Source organism: Pseudomonas sp. SID14000 (genome assembly GCF_002165135.1).
Classification (GTDB): Bacteria; Pseudomonadota; Gammaproteobacteria; order Pseudomonadales; family Pseudomonadaceae; genus Aquipseudomonas.
In genome coordinates, this window is sequence record NZ_NFZQ01000003.1 from 252,802 (window position 1) to 266,397 (window position 13,596).

Consider the following 13,596-nt stretch of genomic DNA (forward strand, 5'->3'; position numbering starts at 1 on the left):
GTCCACCCCTTGGTCCAACCACACGACGCAGGAAACCAATAATGATTCGAATGCCTCTGGCCTCCGCCAGTCTGCTGGCCATTGCCATCGCTCTCGCCGGTTGCGGTGAAGGCAAGGACGACAAGGCCGCCGCGCCGCAAGCCCAGGCACCTGCTGCCGCCAGCACCACTGCAACGGCGCCCGGGGCTGTCGACGAAGCTGCCGGCAAAGCCGTGGTCAAACACTACGCCGAGCTTGTCTACGCCGTGTACAGCGACTCGCTGAGCACCGCCAAGACCCTGCAGACCGCAGTCGACGCGTTCCTGGCCAAGCCCAATGACGAAACCCTGAAGGCAGCCAAGGAAGCCTGGGTCGCCTCGCGTGTACCTTACCTGCAGAGCGAAGCCTTCCGCTTCGGCAACACCATCATCGATGACTGGGAAGGCCAGGTGAACGCCTGGCCGCTGGACGAAGGCCTGATCGACTACGTCGACAAGAGCTATGAGCACGCCCTCGGCAACCCGGCGGCCAACGCCAACATCATCGCCAATACCGAGATCCAGGTGGGCGAAGAGAAGATCGACGTCAAGGACATCACCCCCGAGAAGCTGGCCAGCCTGAACGAGCTGGGCGGCTCCGAGGCCAACGTCGCCACCGGCTACCACGCCATCGAGTTCCTGCTCTGGGGCCAGGACCTGAACGGCACCGGCCCGGGCGCGGGCAACCGTCCAGCGTCGGACTACCTGGAAGGCAACGGCGCCACCGGTGGCCACAACGACCGCCGTCGTGCCTACCTGAAAGCGGTCACCGACCTGTTGGTCAAGGACCTCGAAGAGATGGTCGGCAACTGGGCACCGAACGTCGCCGACAACTACCGCGCCAAGCTGGAAGCCGAGTCGGTCAACGACGGCCTGCGCAAGATGCTGTTCGGCATGGGCAGCCTGTCGCTGGGCGAACTGGCTGGCGAGCGCATGAAGGTTTCGCTTGAAGCCAATTCGCCGGAAGACGAGCACGACTGCTTCAGCGACAACACCCACTACTCGCACTTCTACGACGCCAAGGGCATCCGCAACGTCTACCTGGGCGAGTACACCCGACCGGACGGCAGCAAGGTGACCGGCCCGAGCCTGTCGTCGCTGGTGGCCAAGGTCGACCCGGCCGCCGACGCCACCCTCAAGGCCGACCTGGAAGCCACCGAAGCCAAGATCCAGGTAATCGTCGACCACGCTCTCAAGGGCGAGCACTACGACCAGCTGATCGCAGCCGACAACGCTGCCGGCAACCAGATCGTACGCGACGCCATCGCCGCCCTGGTCAAGCAGACCGGTGCGATCGAGCAGGCCGCGGGCAAGCTGGGCATTGCCAACCTGAACCCGGATACCGCGGATCACGAGTTCTGATCCTGCTGTAGTGGTTCTGGAAGAGGCGGCCTTCGGGTCGCCTTTTTCGTTCAGGCAACACACACCCTTGTGGGAGCTGCCTTGTGTCGCGAAAGGGCTGCAAAGCATTCCCAGGATTTCGGCACCGATGCAAACAATGCGGGGGGCCGCTTTGCGGCCCTTTCGCGACACAAGGCCGCTCCCACAAGAGACCGAGCATGCCTGCATGGCCAACTGGCGCCGATTTCATCCAGCAATTGCAAATTGCTCTTATTCAAACTCCCTCACCCTGCTAAGCTTGCACGCCGGTTTTTCGCTCACGCCCAGGATTCTCGATGTCCTTGTCGCTGTCCCGACTCTCCCCCCTGCTGCTGACCTTTGCCCTCGCCGCCTGTGACGACGCCCCGCGTTTCACCCAGGCCGAGCCCGGTGAAGCGTTGTCGGGCGGCAAAGCCACCGTGCAGCGCACTGACCGCCATGCCTATTCCCTGCCCTCGGCCAACCTCTCGCCCGAGCGGCGCCTGGACTTCGCCGTAGGCAACAGCTTCTTCCGCAACCCCTGGGTGATCGCCCCATCCACCACCACCGCACGTGACGGCCTGGGGCCCCTGTTCAACACCAATGCCTGCCAGAACTGCCACGTGCGCGACGGCCGAGGCCACCCGCCAGAGCCAGGCGACAGCAACGCCGTATCGATGCTGGTACGCCTTTCGATCCCCGACCAGCCCTACCTTGCCAAGGTGGTTGAACGCCTTGGCGTGGTGCCGGAGCCGGTCTATGGCACCCAGTTGCAGGACATGGCCATCCCGGGCGTCACACCGGAAGGCAAGGTGCGGGTCAGCTACACCAGCGAAACGGTGTCGTTCAAGGACGGCCACCAGGTCGAGCTGCGCAAGCCGGCCTTGCAGATCACCCAGCTCGGCTATGGCGTGATGCACCCCGACACACGCTTTTCGGCGCGGGTGGCACCGCCGATGATCGGCCTGGGCCTGCTCGAAGCCATCCCCGAAGCCGACCTGCTGGCCAACGAAGACCCCGACGACCGTAACCGCGACGGCATCCGTGGCCGGGCCAACCGGGTGTGGGACGACGCCCTGGGCAAGACCGTGGTCGGCCGCTTCGGCTGGAAGGCCGGGCAGCCCAACGTAAACCAGCAGAACGTGCACGCCTTTGCCGGTGACATGGGCCTGACCACCACCCTGCAGCCCAACGACGACTGCACCCCGGCGCAGGCCGACTGCCTGGCCGCAGCCAACGGCGACGGTGCCGACGGCGAAAAGGAAGTCAGCGACAACATCCTGCGGCTGGTCACCTTCTACACCCGCAACCTGGCCGTACCGGCCCGTCGTGACGTGGGCTCACCGCAAGTGCTGGCGGGCAAGAACCTGTTCTACCAGGCCGGTTGCCAGGGATGCCATACACCACAGTTCACCACCGCCGCGAACGCCGCCGAGCCGGAACTGGCCAACCAGGTGATCCGCCCTTACAGCGACCTGCTGCTGCACGACATGGGCCCGGGCCTGGCCGATGAACGCACCGAATTCGCAGCCAACGGCCAGGACTGGCGCACCCCGCCACTGTGGGGCATAGGCCTGAGCGAAACGGTCAGTGGCCACAGCCAGTTCCTGCACGATGGCCGCGCCCGCAACCTGCTCGAAGCCGTGCTCTGGCACGGTGGCGAGGCCGAGGCGGCACGCAATTTCGTACTCACTTTCAATGCCGGGCAGCGTGCCGCGTTGCTGGCTTTCCTGAACTCACTTTAAAGCGCAAAGGAGCCGGGCATGTTCCGACCCAAACTGTTGTTCACCAGCCTCGCCGCACTCGCCCTCGGCGCCTGCTCGCCGCAGGACCCGCAAGCCGTGACCTCCGCTGCCATCGCCAAGCAGGTAATCCTGCCCACCTACAGCCGCTGGGTCGAAGCCGACCGCATGCTGGCCGCTAGCGCCCTGGCTTACTGCGAAGGCAAGGAAACCCTGGACAAGGCCCGTGCCGACTTCCTCAACGCGCAAAAGGCATGGGCCGAGCTGCAACCGCTGCTGGTCGGCCCTCTGGCCGAAGGCAACCGCGCCTGGCAGGTACAGTTCTGGCCCGACAAGAAGAACCTTGTCGGCCGCCAGGTTGAGCAGCTGGTCAGCACCGACCAGCCGGTCGATGCCGCGGCCTTGGGCAAGGCCAGCGTGGTGGTACGTGGCCTGTCGGCCTACGAGTACATCCTCTTCGACAGCAAGCCGGACATCGCCACTGCCGAGCAGAAAGCCCGCTACTGCCCGCTGCTGGTGGCCATCGGTGAACACCAGAAGGCCCTGGCCGAAGAGATCCTCAAGGGCTGGAACAGCACCGACGGCATGCTCTCGCAGATGACCAAGTTCCCCAACCAGCGCTACGCCGATTCCCACGAGGCCATCGCCGACCTGCTACGCGCCCAGGTCACCGCCCTGGACAGCCTGAAGAAAAAGCTCGGTGCGCCGATGGGCCGCCAGAGCAAGGGTATCCCGCAGCCACTGCAGGCCGAAGCCTGGCGCAGCCACAACTCGCTCAAAAGCCTGGAGGCCAGCCTCAAGGCCGCCGAAGCGGTCTGGGTCGGGGTCGACAACCAAGGCCTGCGCGGCTTGCTGTCCAGCGATCAGAAAGCCCTGGCGGACAAGATCGACGCCGCCTACGCTGCCTCGCTCAAACTGCTGGCCGATAACCAGAAAACCCTGGGCGAGCTGCTGGCGGACGACGCTGGCCAGCAAACCCTGAACCAGATCTACGACAGCCTCAACGCCGTCCACCGCCTGCACGAAGGCGACCTGGCCAAGGCGTTGAACATCCAGCTGGGCTTCAATGCCAACGACGGTGACTGATCATGCTGCGACGCCAGGCCCTCAAACTCGGTAGCGTATTGCTCAGCGCCCTCACCCTGGGCGGCTGGAGCCTGTTCCGCAACAAAGGCAGCGAGCCCCTGCTGCTGTCGGCGCGTGACGACGGCGACGGCAAGCACTACGCGGTCGGGTTCCGCCTGGACGGCACCCAGGTGTTCAGCACCCAGGTCGCCCAACGTTGCCATGCCATCATCCATCACCCGCAACTGCCGATCGCCCTGTTCGTCGCCCGCCGCCCCGGCACCGAAAGCTACCTGGTCGACCTGCGCGACGGGCGCCTGCTGCAGACCGTCACCTCACAGCCGAACCGGCACTTCTACGGCCACGCCGTCATCCACAAAGGTGGCGAATGGCTGTATGCCACCGAGAACGACACCACCGACCCGGGGCGTGGCGTACTCGGTGTGTATCGCTTCGATGGCGAGCGCCTGGTGCACAGCGGCGAGATTCCGACCCACGGCATTGGCCCGCACGAAGTGGCCTGGCTGCCGGACGGCGAGACGCTGGTCGTGGCCAACGGCGGTATCCGCACCGAAGCCGAAAGCCGTGTGGAGATGAACCTCGACGCAATGGAACCGAGCCTGGTGCTGATGCAGCGCGGCGGTACCCTGCTGAGCAAGGAAACCCTGGCCCAGCCGATGAACAGCGTGCGCCACTTGGCGGTGGGCAGCGATGGCACCATCGCCGCCTGCCAGCAGTTCATGGGTGATGCCGATGAAACCGCCGAACTGCTGGCAATCAAGCGCCCGGGTGAGCCGTTCAAGGCCTTCCCGGTGCCAGAACGGCAGTTGCAGGCCATGGCCCAGTACACCGCCAGCGTGGCTATTCACAGCGAGCTGCGGCTGGTAGCGCTGACTGCGCCACGGGCCAACCGCCTGTTCGTCTGGGACCTGGACAGCGGCGCGGTACGGCTGGATGCACCAATGCCCGATTGCGCGGGGGTGGGCGCGGTGCAGGACGGTTTTGTCGTCACCTCCGGGCAGGGCCGTTGCCGGTTCTATGATTGCCGCAAGGCCGAGCTGGTCGGGCAGCCGATGAACCTGCCGTCCGGTTTTTGGGACAACCACCTGCATCTCGTCTGATTTTCGGGTTGGCCGTACTGGCCTCTTCGCGGCTAAAGCCGCTCCCACAGGGACCGCGCAACCCGCTGACTACGCGGTCCCTGTGGGAGCAGCTTTAGCCGCGAAGGGGTCCTTACCGGCATTCCACTCCCCTTCCATCAAAAAACAGTCAATAATTCCCCCATCCACGTGGGCAGGATCGCCCGTTGTCGTGTCCAAGCGAATAACAACCGAATCCAAGGAACCGGACCTATGCTGCGCCGCCGCATGCTCATCATGTTGGCCGTGGTTCTGCTGATCGTGCTGGCCCTGGGGGGCTACAAAGCCTTTTCGATCTACCAGCAGATCCAGATGTTCACTGCCCCCAAGCCGCCAATCACCGTGGCGGCCGCCTTGGCCGAACAGCGCCCGTGGCAAGAGCGCCTGCCTGCCGTCGGCAGCCTCAAGGCGCTACAGGGCGTGGAGCTGAGCCTGGAGGTGGAAGGCATCGTCAAGGCCCTGCACTTCGACTCGGGCCAGCAGGTCAAGGCCGGGCAACTGCTACTGCAACTCAATGACGACCAGGAAACCGCCCTGCTCGGCACCGCCCAGGCCGACCTGGGCCTGGCCAAGGTCGATTTCGGCCGTGGCAGCCAGCTGGTCGGCGACTCGGCCATCTCCCGGGGCGAGTTCGACCGCCTCACCGCCCAGTACCGGCGCAACCAGGCGGTGGTCGATCAGCTCAAGGCGTCAAAGACCAAGAAGAGCATCAGCGCCCCGTTCAACGGCACCATTGGCATTCGCCAGGTGGACGTTGGCGACTACCTGGCCGCCGGCACGGTGATCGCCACCCTGCAGGACACGTCCAGCCTCTACGTCGACTTCAACGTCCCGGAACAGTCCCTGCCGCACCTGAGCCTGGGCCAGCAGGTGCTGGTGCAGGTGGCTGCCTACCCGGGCCAGACCTTCCCCGCCCGCCTCAGCGCCATCAACCCCAAGGTCGAGGAAACCACGCGCAACCTGCTGGTGCGCGCGACCATGGCCAACCCGGACGGCAAGCTGCTGCCGGGCATGTTCGCCAGCCTGCTGATCCTGCTGCCCAACCCGCAGCCGCAAGTGGTAGTGCCGGAAAGCGCCATCACCTACACCCTGTATGGCAACTCGGTGTATGTCGCCACACCGAAAAAGGACAAGGACGGCAAGCCGGAAAACGACGACAACGGCCAGCCGCAGCTCACCGCCGAGCAGCGCACGGTGCAGACCGGAGAGCGCCGTGACGGCATGGTGGTGGTCAGCAAGGGCCTGCAGGCCGGGGAACAGGTGGTCACCGCCGGCCAACTGAAGCTTACCCCCGGCGCCGCGATCCGCATCGGCCAGGACAAAGCCCTCAAGCCCGCACAGGGCGCGCCGGGCAAGGACTGACAGGAGGCTGGCATGGCGTTCACCGACCCATTCATCCGCCGCCCGGTGCTGGCCAGCGTGGTCAGCCTGCTGATCCTGCTGCTGGGCTTCCAGGCCTGGAACAAGCTGCAGATCCGCCAGTACCCGCAAATGGAAAACGCCCTGATCACGGTGACCACCGCTTACCCCGGTGCCAATGCCGAGACCATCCAGGGCTATATCACCCAGCCGCTGCAGCAAAGCCTGGCCAGCGCCGAAGGCATCGACTACATGACTTCGGTGAGCCGGCAGAACTTCTCGATCATTTCCATCTACGCACGCGTCGGCGCCGACAGCGACCGGTTGTTCACCGAGCTGCTGGCCAAGGCCAACGAAGTGCGCAACAAGCTGCCCCAGGACTCGGAAGACCCGGTACTGAGCAAGGAAGCCGCCGATGCCTCGGCGCTGATGTACATCAGTTTCTACAGCAAGGAGATGAGCAACCCGCAAATCACCGACTACCTGTCGCGGGTGATCCAGCCCAAGCTGGCGACCCTGCCGGGCATGGCCGAAGCGGAAATCCTCGGCAACCAGGTGTTTGCCATGCGCATCTGGATCGACCCGGTGAAACTGGCCGGCTACGGCCTGTCGGCCACCGACGTGACCAATGCCGTGCGTCGCTACAACTTCCTTTCCGCCGCCGGCGAGGTGAAGGGCGAATACGTGGTCACCAGCATCAACGCCAGCACCGAGCTGAAGTCAGCCGAGGCGTTCGCCGCCCTGCCGGTCAAGACCAGTGGCGACAGCCGCGTGCTGCTGGGCGATGTGGCACGGGTCGAGATGGGTGCGGAAAACTACGACACGGTCAGCTCGTTCGACGGCACCCCATCGGTGTACATCGGCATCAAGGCCACACCGGCCGCCAACCCGCTTGACGTCATCAAGGAAGTGCGGCACATCATGCCCGAGCTGGAAAGCCAGTTGCCCTCGGCACTGAAGGTATCGATCGCCTACGACGCCACGCTGTTCATCCAGGCCTCCATCGATGAAGTGATCAAGACCCTCGGCGAAGCGGTATTGATCGTCATTGTGGTGGTGTTCCTGTTCCTCGGTGCCCTGCGCTCGGTGCTGATCCCGGTGGTGACCATCCCGCTGTCGATGATCGGCGTGCTGTTCTTCATGCAGATGATGGGCTACTCGCTCAACCTGCTGACCCTGCTGGCCATGGTGCTGGCTATCGGGCTGGTGGTGGACGATGCGATTGTCGTGGTGGAGAACATCCACCGGCACATGGAAGAAGGCAAGTCGCCGTTCGACGCAGCCCTCGAGGGCGCCCGCGAAATCGCCATGCCGGTGGTGTCGATGACCATCACCCTGGCGGCGGTGTATGCACCGATAGGCTTCCTTACCGGACTCACCGGCGCCCTGTTCAAGGAGTTTGCCCTGACCCTGGCCGGTGCGGTGATCATCTCCGGTATCGTTGCCCTTACCCTGTCACCGATGATGTGTGCCCTTCTGCTGCGCCAGGAGCAGAACCCCAGCGGCCTGGCCCATCGCCTGGACGTGCTGTTCGAACGCCTGAAGGTGCGCTACCAGCGCCTGCTGCACGCAACCCTCGACAGCCGGCCGGTGGTGCTGGTGTTCGCCGTGATCATCCTGTGCCTGATCCCGGTGCTGCTGAAGTTCACCCAGAACGAACTGGCGCCCAACGAGGACCAGGGGGTGATCTTCATGATGAGCAGCTCGCCGCAGCCGGCCAACCTTGATTACCTCAACGCCTACACCGACGAATTCACCCCGCTGTTCAAGACCTTCCCCGAGTATTACTCGTCGTTCCAGATCAACGGTTTCAATGGCGTGCAGACCGGCATCGGTGGCTTCCTGCTCAAGCCCTGGAACGAGCGCGAGCGCACGCAAATGGAACTGCTGCCACTGGTGCAGGCAAAGCTCGAGGAAATCGCTGGCCTGCAGATCTTCGGCTTCAACCTGCCCTCACTGCCCGGCACCGGCGAGGGCTTGCCGTTCCAGTTCGTGATCAACAGCGCTGGCGACTACCCCGCACTGCTGGATGTGGCACAGCGCATCAAGGCTCGCGCCCAGGAGTCCTGCAAGTTCGCCTTCCTCGACATCGACCTGGCCTTCGACAAGCCCGAGGTGGTGGTGGATATCGACAGGGCCAAGGCGGCGCAGATGGGGGTGTCGATGGATACTTTGGGCAGTAGCCTGGCGACCTTGCTGGGCGAGGCGGAAATCAACCGCTTCACCCTCGAAGGCCGCAGCTACAAGGTGATTGCCCAGGTCGAGCGACCGTACCGCGACAACCCCGGCTGGCTGAACAACTACTACGTGAAGAACGACCAGGGCCAGCTGCTGCCGCTATCGACCCTGATCACCCTCACCGACCGCGCCCGCCCGCGCCAGCTCAACCAGTTCCAGCAATTGAACTCGGCGATCATCCAGGGCGTGCCCACGGTCAGCCTGGGCGAGGCACTGAAGACCGTGCAGGGTATCGCCCGCGAAGAGGCTCCGGAAGGTTTCGCCTTCGACTACGCCGGCGTGGCCCGCCAGTACGTGCAGGAAGGCAGCGCGCTTTGGGTGACCTTCGGCCTGGCGTTGGCGATCATCTTCCTGGTGCTGGCGGCGCAGTTCGAAAGCTTCCGCGACCCGTTGGTGATTCTGGTGACAGTGCCGTTGTCGATCTGTGGCGCGCTGCTGCCGCTGTTCCTTGGCGTATCGAGCATGAACATCTACACCCAGGTCGGGCTGGTGACGCTGATCGGTCTGATCAGCAAGCACGGCATCCTCATTGTCGAGTTCGCCAACCAGTTGCGCAAGGAACTCGGCCTGGGCGCGCGTGAAGCGATCGAGGAAGCCGCTGCGATTCGCCTGCGACCAGTGTTGATGACCACGGCGGCGATGGTGTTCGGCATGGTGCCGCTGATTCTGGCGACCGGGGCGGGGGCTGTCAGCCGCTTTGACATCGGTACGGTGATTGCCACCGGGATGTCGATTGGCACGCTGTTTACCCTGTTTGTGCTGCCTTGTATCTACACCTTGCTGGCGCACAAGGAGGTGGCCAGAGAGACATCGGTTGCCTGAACCGGCCTCTTCGCGGGTAAACCCGCTCCCACAGGTACTGCACCAATTTCGGATCCGGTGCCGTACCTGTGGGAGCGGGTTTACCCGCGAAGAAGCCGGCAAGGCATTTCCATCTACCACCGGGTTCAACCGAACGGCCGCAACCCCTGGCGCATGCCGAACAGGAACAGCAACAGGTCATGATCTGGCGCGACCTTGGCCTGTTGCTGCGGTTTCACATCCCGCGGCAACGCGCACTGGTCGGCCATCTCGGCCTTGCTGAACACGGTCGGCCTCGGCTCTTCCCAGGCCGCCACTGCCACGGTGGTCACCGCCAGTCCAGCTACCAGGAACAAAGCTCGAGCTATTTCTAGTTTCATTACCCTAACCCTTTGACAGCGCTGCCAAACGCCATCTGGTAAAAGTAGAGCAGGGTTTGCCATTCTGCGTCATTGATCGACGAGTGGCGGCGCAGCTGGCGCAGGTCATTGCTCGCCGCGCGCTGGCAGCTGATGCGCCGCCGGCACTTTTCCAGATCCAGTAGCGCGACTTCGACCCGGGCCTGATCGCCCTCGCCAATAACCTTGATGAACACATGCTTGCCATACAGGCAGCCGTGCTGCCAGTGTCCCAGGTGCATGCGTGCCAGGTTGTCCGCCAGGTCCTTGAGCATGCGCTCATGCACCACTTGCGGATAACGCTCACGGGCACCTTCGGCATGCCAGGTGTCCAGTTCGACGAAGCCGTCGAGTGCTTCGCTCACCAACAGCGCACGCCACTGGTGATCGGCATCACGCTCGGCGCCACAGAAGACGATGCGCGGTACACGCACGCCCAGTTGCTCGAAGCTGTTCAACGCATCGAGTTCACGCAATACGGTCGGCCGGCCGAAAGGGTGCAGGAGGCTACGGTAGATATGCCCGACCTGGCGCTTGGCATACAGCAGCTTGCCATTGCCATCGCTGAGGCGTTGCACACCACTCTCGCCACCGCGCCGCTGGTTAGGCTCCTCGACCCACTCGCCCTGCTGGCGCCAGTAAAAATCGAACCGCGACTCCCCTTTCTGGGCTACAGCCATCAAACACTACCCCTTACGCAATACATAGACCCGCCACATGGCATAGAACGGCAGGAAGTCGAGGCGTTCCTGGATTCTGAAGCCGGCGGCTCGGAATTCTTCTTCGACCGTGTCGGCCGGTAACACAAAACGGTTCTGGTAATTATCCTGGTCGCCCTTCCTGGCGCTGCGGCGCTTTTCCAGCTTTTTCCGGCGCCAAGCCTTGAAGTTTCCATCCACCCACAACGACAGGATCACACTATCACGGCTAACCCTTTGAAATTCCGAAAGAATGGTTTTTCTGTGCGCCGCTTCGCCAATGTGGTGGAACAGGCGCATGCAGAAAATGCTGTCCACCGAGTTGTCCGGCAGGTCGATAGCAAACGCCGAAGTTTGCAAAGGGCGTACCCGTGCCACCACCTCTGGCGCTTGTGCGGTACAGGCTGTCTCGATCATCGCTTCGGAGTTGTCGGCGCCGATGATCACCCGATTGGGCTTTTCTGCTAGCAACGGCCAGAAGCGGCCGGCACCGCATGGCAGGTCGAGGACCAGGCCAGGCTCACCAGCCAATGCCAAGGCGCGACGCGCCAGTTGCTCATCTCGCTTGTGGGAAAGGCGTCGCGCCAGGCCAGCCTGGTGCTTGAGAAAGTACTCGCGGGCATGTTCTTTGTCGTACTTCTCGGAAAACTCAAGCTTGATGGGGCTACGCATAGGGCATCTCCTGACTCCATTCCACCCACATTAGGTAAGCAAGCGTAGGAATCAGGTCATGCCGATGTGAAAAAAATGTTGAGCGCCGGACGGTTCGTTACAACTGATACTCAGCCAGCGCTTCCGGGTCGCCTTTGGATGCGGTATTGCTCAAGTCAACCCGGAAACGGCAACCATGCGGCAAGGTCGAGGTCAGGGTCACCTGCCAACCCTGGTCGTCGCAGATCCGCTGCACCAGCGACAAGCCCAGCCCAAGGCCCTCGCCACGCCGCTCATCGCCGCGCACAAATGGCTTGAACATCGCTTCGCGCTGCTCTTCAGGAATGCCCACACCGCTGTCTTCCACGCTGAAGCCATTGGCTTCCAGGCTCAAGCGAATGTAACCGCTGTCGGTATAGTGCGCAGCATTGCGCAACAGGTTGCCCATCACCGACTGCAGGAAGGTGGCGTTGTACAACACCGGGCTGGCACTGACACGGCCATCGTAATACAAGGCCAGGCCCTTCTGCTCGATGGTGTCGCGCCAGACACCGACAAGTTCATCGGCCACCTCCCTCAGGGTGGCCCGCGAAGCCACTGCACCCTCGTCGCGTTGTGCCCGGGCCAGCATCAGGAAGGTCTTGACCAGTTCGCGCATTTCTTCCGTGGCCCGCGCCACGCGCTCCACCTGGCTGCGCGAGCGGGCGTCCAGCGTCGGGTTCTCCATCAGCAGTTCACACGAGGTGGCCAGCACCATCAAGGGCGTGCGCAGTTCGTGGCTGACGTCGCTGGTGAACAACCGTTCGCGGGTCAGCGCATCGCGCAGGCGGCCCAGGGTATCGTCGAAGGCTACCGCCAACTGGCCGACTTCGTCCGCGGCATAGTCCGGCGCCAGCGGCGGGGCCAGGCCCAGCAACTGGTCACGGTGGCGTACCTGGCGCGCCAGGCGGATCACCGGCGCCATCACCCGGCGCGCCACCAGCCAGCCGAGAATGACCGCCAGCACCAGGCTGAGCACGAAGCCCACCACCACCACCGCGAACAGCACGCGCTCGCGCTCTTCGAAGTCGCTCTGGTCCTGCAGCAGCACATAGCGGCGGCCATCGACGATCTCGACCATGGCGTGGTACGAAAGCTGGTCGCGGAATACCTCGTGGAAGCCGCGGTCGAGGTGGCGCAGGTCCTTGGGCAGCTCGAAGTCGTCACGCCCGCCGCTGAAATAGAACAGCTGGTCGGGGCGTGGCCGGTGGCTCCAGTCACTGACGCTGTCCATGCGCAGCAGGCGCTGCAGGTCACCACCCAGCACCGAGGAAATCAGCCGCTCTTCGACCAGGTGCACCGTGCCGACGATACCGAAGGCGAAGGCCCCGGCCACCAGCGCGCTCATCAGGGCAAAGGCGATGATGATGCGCTGGGCAAGGCTTTGCTTAAACTCCATCACGGCCCTCGGCGAGGCGATAGCCGACGCCATGGACGGTATGCAGCAGCGGTTTTTCGAACGGTTTGTCGATCACCTGGCGCAGCTGGTGCACGTGGCTGCGCAGACTGTCGCTGTCGGGGCAGTCATCGCCCCACAGGGCTTCTTCCAGCACTTCACGGCGCAATACGTGCGGGCTTTTCTGCATCAGCACTGCCAGCAGCTTGAGGCCAACCGGGTTGAGCTTGAGCAGGCGGCCTTGGCGGGTGACTTCAAGGGTATCGAGGTCATAGCTGAGGTCGGCCACCTGCAGGGTGCGGCGCCCGCCGCCCTGTGCCCGGCGCAGCACCGCTTCGATGCGGGCGGCCAGCTCCGACAGGGCGAAGGGTTTGAGCAAGTAATCGTCGGCACCGGAGCGGAAGCCTTGCAGGCGGTCGTCCAGTTGGTCGCGGGCGGTGAGCATGATCACCGGCGTGTCGCGACGGGCGTCTTCGCGCAAGCGCTTGCACAGGGTGTAGCCGTCGATGCCGGGCAGCATGATGTCGAGCACGATCAGGTCATAGTGCTCGGTGGCAGCCAGGTGCAGGCCGGACAGGCCATCCTGGGCGCAGTCGACGGTGTAGCCCTTCATGCCGAGGTAATCGGCCAGGTTGGCCAGGATATCGCGGTTGTCTTCAACCAAAAGAATGCGCATCGGTTTCTCCTGTGCGGC

At 63.8% G+C, this 13,596-nt stretch carries 11 protein-coding genes; 6 read left to right on the plus strand and 5 right to left on the minus strand.

Going from position 1 to position 13,596, the window contains the following annotated elements; all coding sequences use genetic code 11:
* Positions 1-41: 41 nt before the first annotated feature.
* From CAY82_RS06255 to CAY82_RS06280, 6 genes are all read left to right on the plus strand, one after another.
* Positions 42-1,379, plus strand: a complete 1,338-nt coding sequence (locus CAY82_RS06255; RefSeq protein ID WP_087500407.1) for an imelysin family protein — start codon at positions 42-44, stop codon at positions 1,377-1,379.
* Positions 1,380-1,693: 314 nt separating this feature from the next.
* Positions 1,694-3,121: a di-heme oxidoredictase family protein gene (locus CAY82_RS06260; RefSeq protein ID WP_087500408.1), complete on the plus strand. Its 1,428-nt coding sequence runs from the start codon at positions 1,694-1,696 to the stop codon at positions 3,119-3,121.
* An 18-nt stretch (positions 3,122-3,139) separates the two neighbouring features.
* On the plus strand, positions 3,140-4,204 hold the full coding sequence (locus CAY82_RS06265; RefSeq protein ID WP_087500409.1) for an imelysin family protein: 1,065 nt from the start codon (positions 3,140-3,142) through the stop codon (positions 4,202-4,204).
* Positions 4,205-4,206: 2 nt separating this feature from the next.
* Positions 4,207-5,304 (plus strand): DUF1513 domain-containing protein, encoded by a 1,098-nt coding sequence (locus CAY82_RS06270; RefSeq protein WP_087500410.1) that lies wholly within the window; start codon positions 4,207-4,209, stop codon positions 5,302-5,304.
* 231 nt (positions 5,305-5,535) lie between these two features.
* The gene (locus CAY82_RS06275) at positions 5,536-6,684 is read left to right on the plus strand and encodes an efflux RND transporter periplasmic adaptor subunit (RefSeq protein WP_087500411.1); all 1,149 of its coding nucleotides are present in this window, start codon (positions 5,536-5,538) and stop codon (positions 6,682-6,684) included.
* A gap of 12 nt (positions 6,685-6,696) precedes the next feature.
* Complete coding sequence (locus tag CAY82_RS06280; protein ID WP_087500412.1) at positions 6,697-9,741, plus strand: multidrug efflux RND transporter permease subunit; 3,045 nt, start codon at positions 6,697-6,699, stop codon at positions 9,739-9,741.
* Between the two features lie 125 nt (positions 9,742-9,866).
* On the opposite strand, the gene CAY82_RS06285 is transcribed toward CAY82_RS06280, so the two are convergent.
* From CAY82_RS06285 to colR, 5 genes are all read right to left on the minus strand, one after another.
* The gene (locus CAY82_RS06285) at positions 9,867-10,100 is read right to left on the minus strand and encodes a hypothetical protein (protein ID WP_087500413.1); all 234 of its coding nucleotides are present in this window, start codon (positions 10,098-10,100) and stop codon (positions 9,867-9,869) included.
* The gene (locus tag CAY82_RS06290) at positions 10,100-10,798 is read right to left on the minus strand and encodes a lipopolysaccharide kinase InaA family protein (protein ID WP_087500414.1); all 699 of its coding nucleotides are present in this window, start codon (positions 10,796-10,798) and stop codon (positions 10,100-10,102) included. The genes CAY82_RS06285 and CAY82_RS06290 overlap by 1 nt, the downstream gene beginning before the upstream one ends.
* Before the next feature lie 6 nt (positions 10,799-10,804).
* Positions 10,805-11,488 (minus strand): class I SAM-dependent methyltransferase, encoded by a 684-nt coding sequence (locus CAY82_RS06295; protein WP_087500415.1) that lies wholly within the window; start codon positions 11,486-11,488, stop codon positions 10,805-10,807.
* Positions 11,489-11,585: 97 nt separating this feature from the next.
* A complete protein-coding gene (locus CAY82_RS06300; RefSeq protein WP_087500416.1) occupies positions 11,586-12,905 on the minus strand; it encodes a HAMP domain-containing sensor histidine kinase in 1,320 nt (439 codons plus the stop codon).
* Complete coding sequence (colR, locus tag CAY82_RS06305) at positions 12,895-13,578, minus strand: two-component system response regulator ColR (RefSeq protein WP_003255215.1); 684 nt, start codon at positions 13,576-13,578, stop codon at positions 12,895-12,897. Before colR ends, CAY82_RS06300 begins: the two co-directional genes overlap by 11 nt.
* Positions 13,579-13,596: the final 18 nt, after the last annotated feature.

Excerpts from the sequence above, each read along its gene's own strand:
- CAY82_RS06255 (WP_087500407.1), top strand. The coding sequence starts at position 42 with ATGATTCGAATGCCTCTGGCCTCCGCCAGTCTGCTGGCCATTGCCATC.
- CAY82_RS06260 (WP_087500408.1), top strand. The coding sequence starts at position 1,694 with ATGTCCTTGTCGCTGTCCCGACTCTCCCCCCTGCTGCTGACCTTTGCC.
- CAY82_RS06265 (WP_087500409.1), top strand. The coding sequence starts at position 3,140 with ATGTTCCGACCCAAACTGTTGTTCACCAGCCTCGCCGCACTCGCCCTC.
- CAY82_RS06270 (WP_087500410.1), top strand. The coding sequence starts at position 4,207 with ATGCTGCGACGCCAGGCCCTCAAACTCGGTAGCGTATTGCTCAGCGCC.
- CAY82_RS06275 (WP_087500411.1), top strand. The coding sequence starts at position 5,536 with ATGCTGCGCCGCCGCATGCTCATCATGTTGGCCGTGGTTCTGCTGATC.
- CAY82_RS06280 (WP_087500412.1), top strand. The coding sequence starts at position 6,697 with ATGGCGTTCACCGACCCATTCATCCGCCGCCCGGTGCTGGCCAGCGTG.
- CAY82_RS06285 (WP_087500413.1), bottom strand. The coding sequence starts at position 10,100 with ATGAAACTAGAAATAGCTCGAGCTTTGTTCCTGGTAGCTGGACTGGCG.
- CAY82_RS06290 (WP_087500414.1), bottom strand. The coding sequence starts at position 10,798 with ATGGCTGTAGCCCAGAAAGGGGAGTCGCGGTTCGATTTTTACTGGCGC.
- CAY82_RS06295 (WP_087500415.1), bottom strand. The coding sequence starts at position 11,488 with ATGCGTAGCCCCATCAAGCTTGAGTTTTCCGAGAAGTACGACAAAGAA.
- CAY82_RS06300 (WP_087500416.1), bottom strand. The coding sequence starts at position 12,905 with ATGGAGTTTAAGCAAAGCCTTGCCCAGCGCATCATCATCGCCTTTGCC.
- colR (WP_003255215.1), bottom strand. The coding sequence starts at position 13,578 with ATGCGCATTCTTTTGGTTGAAGACAACCGCGATATCCTGGCCAACCTG.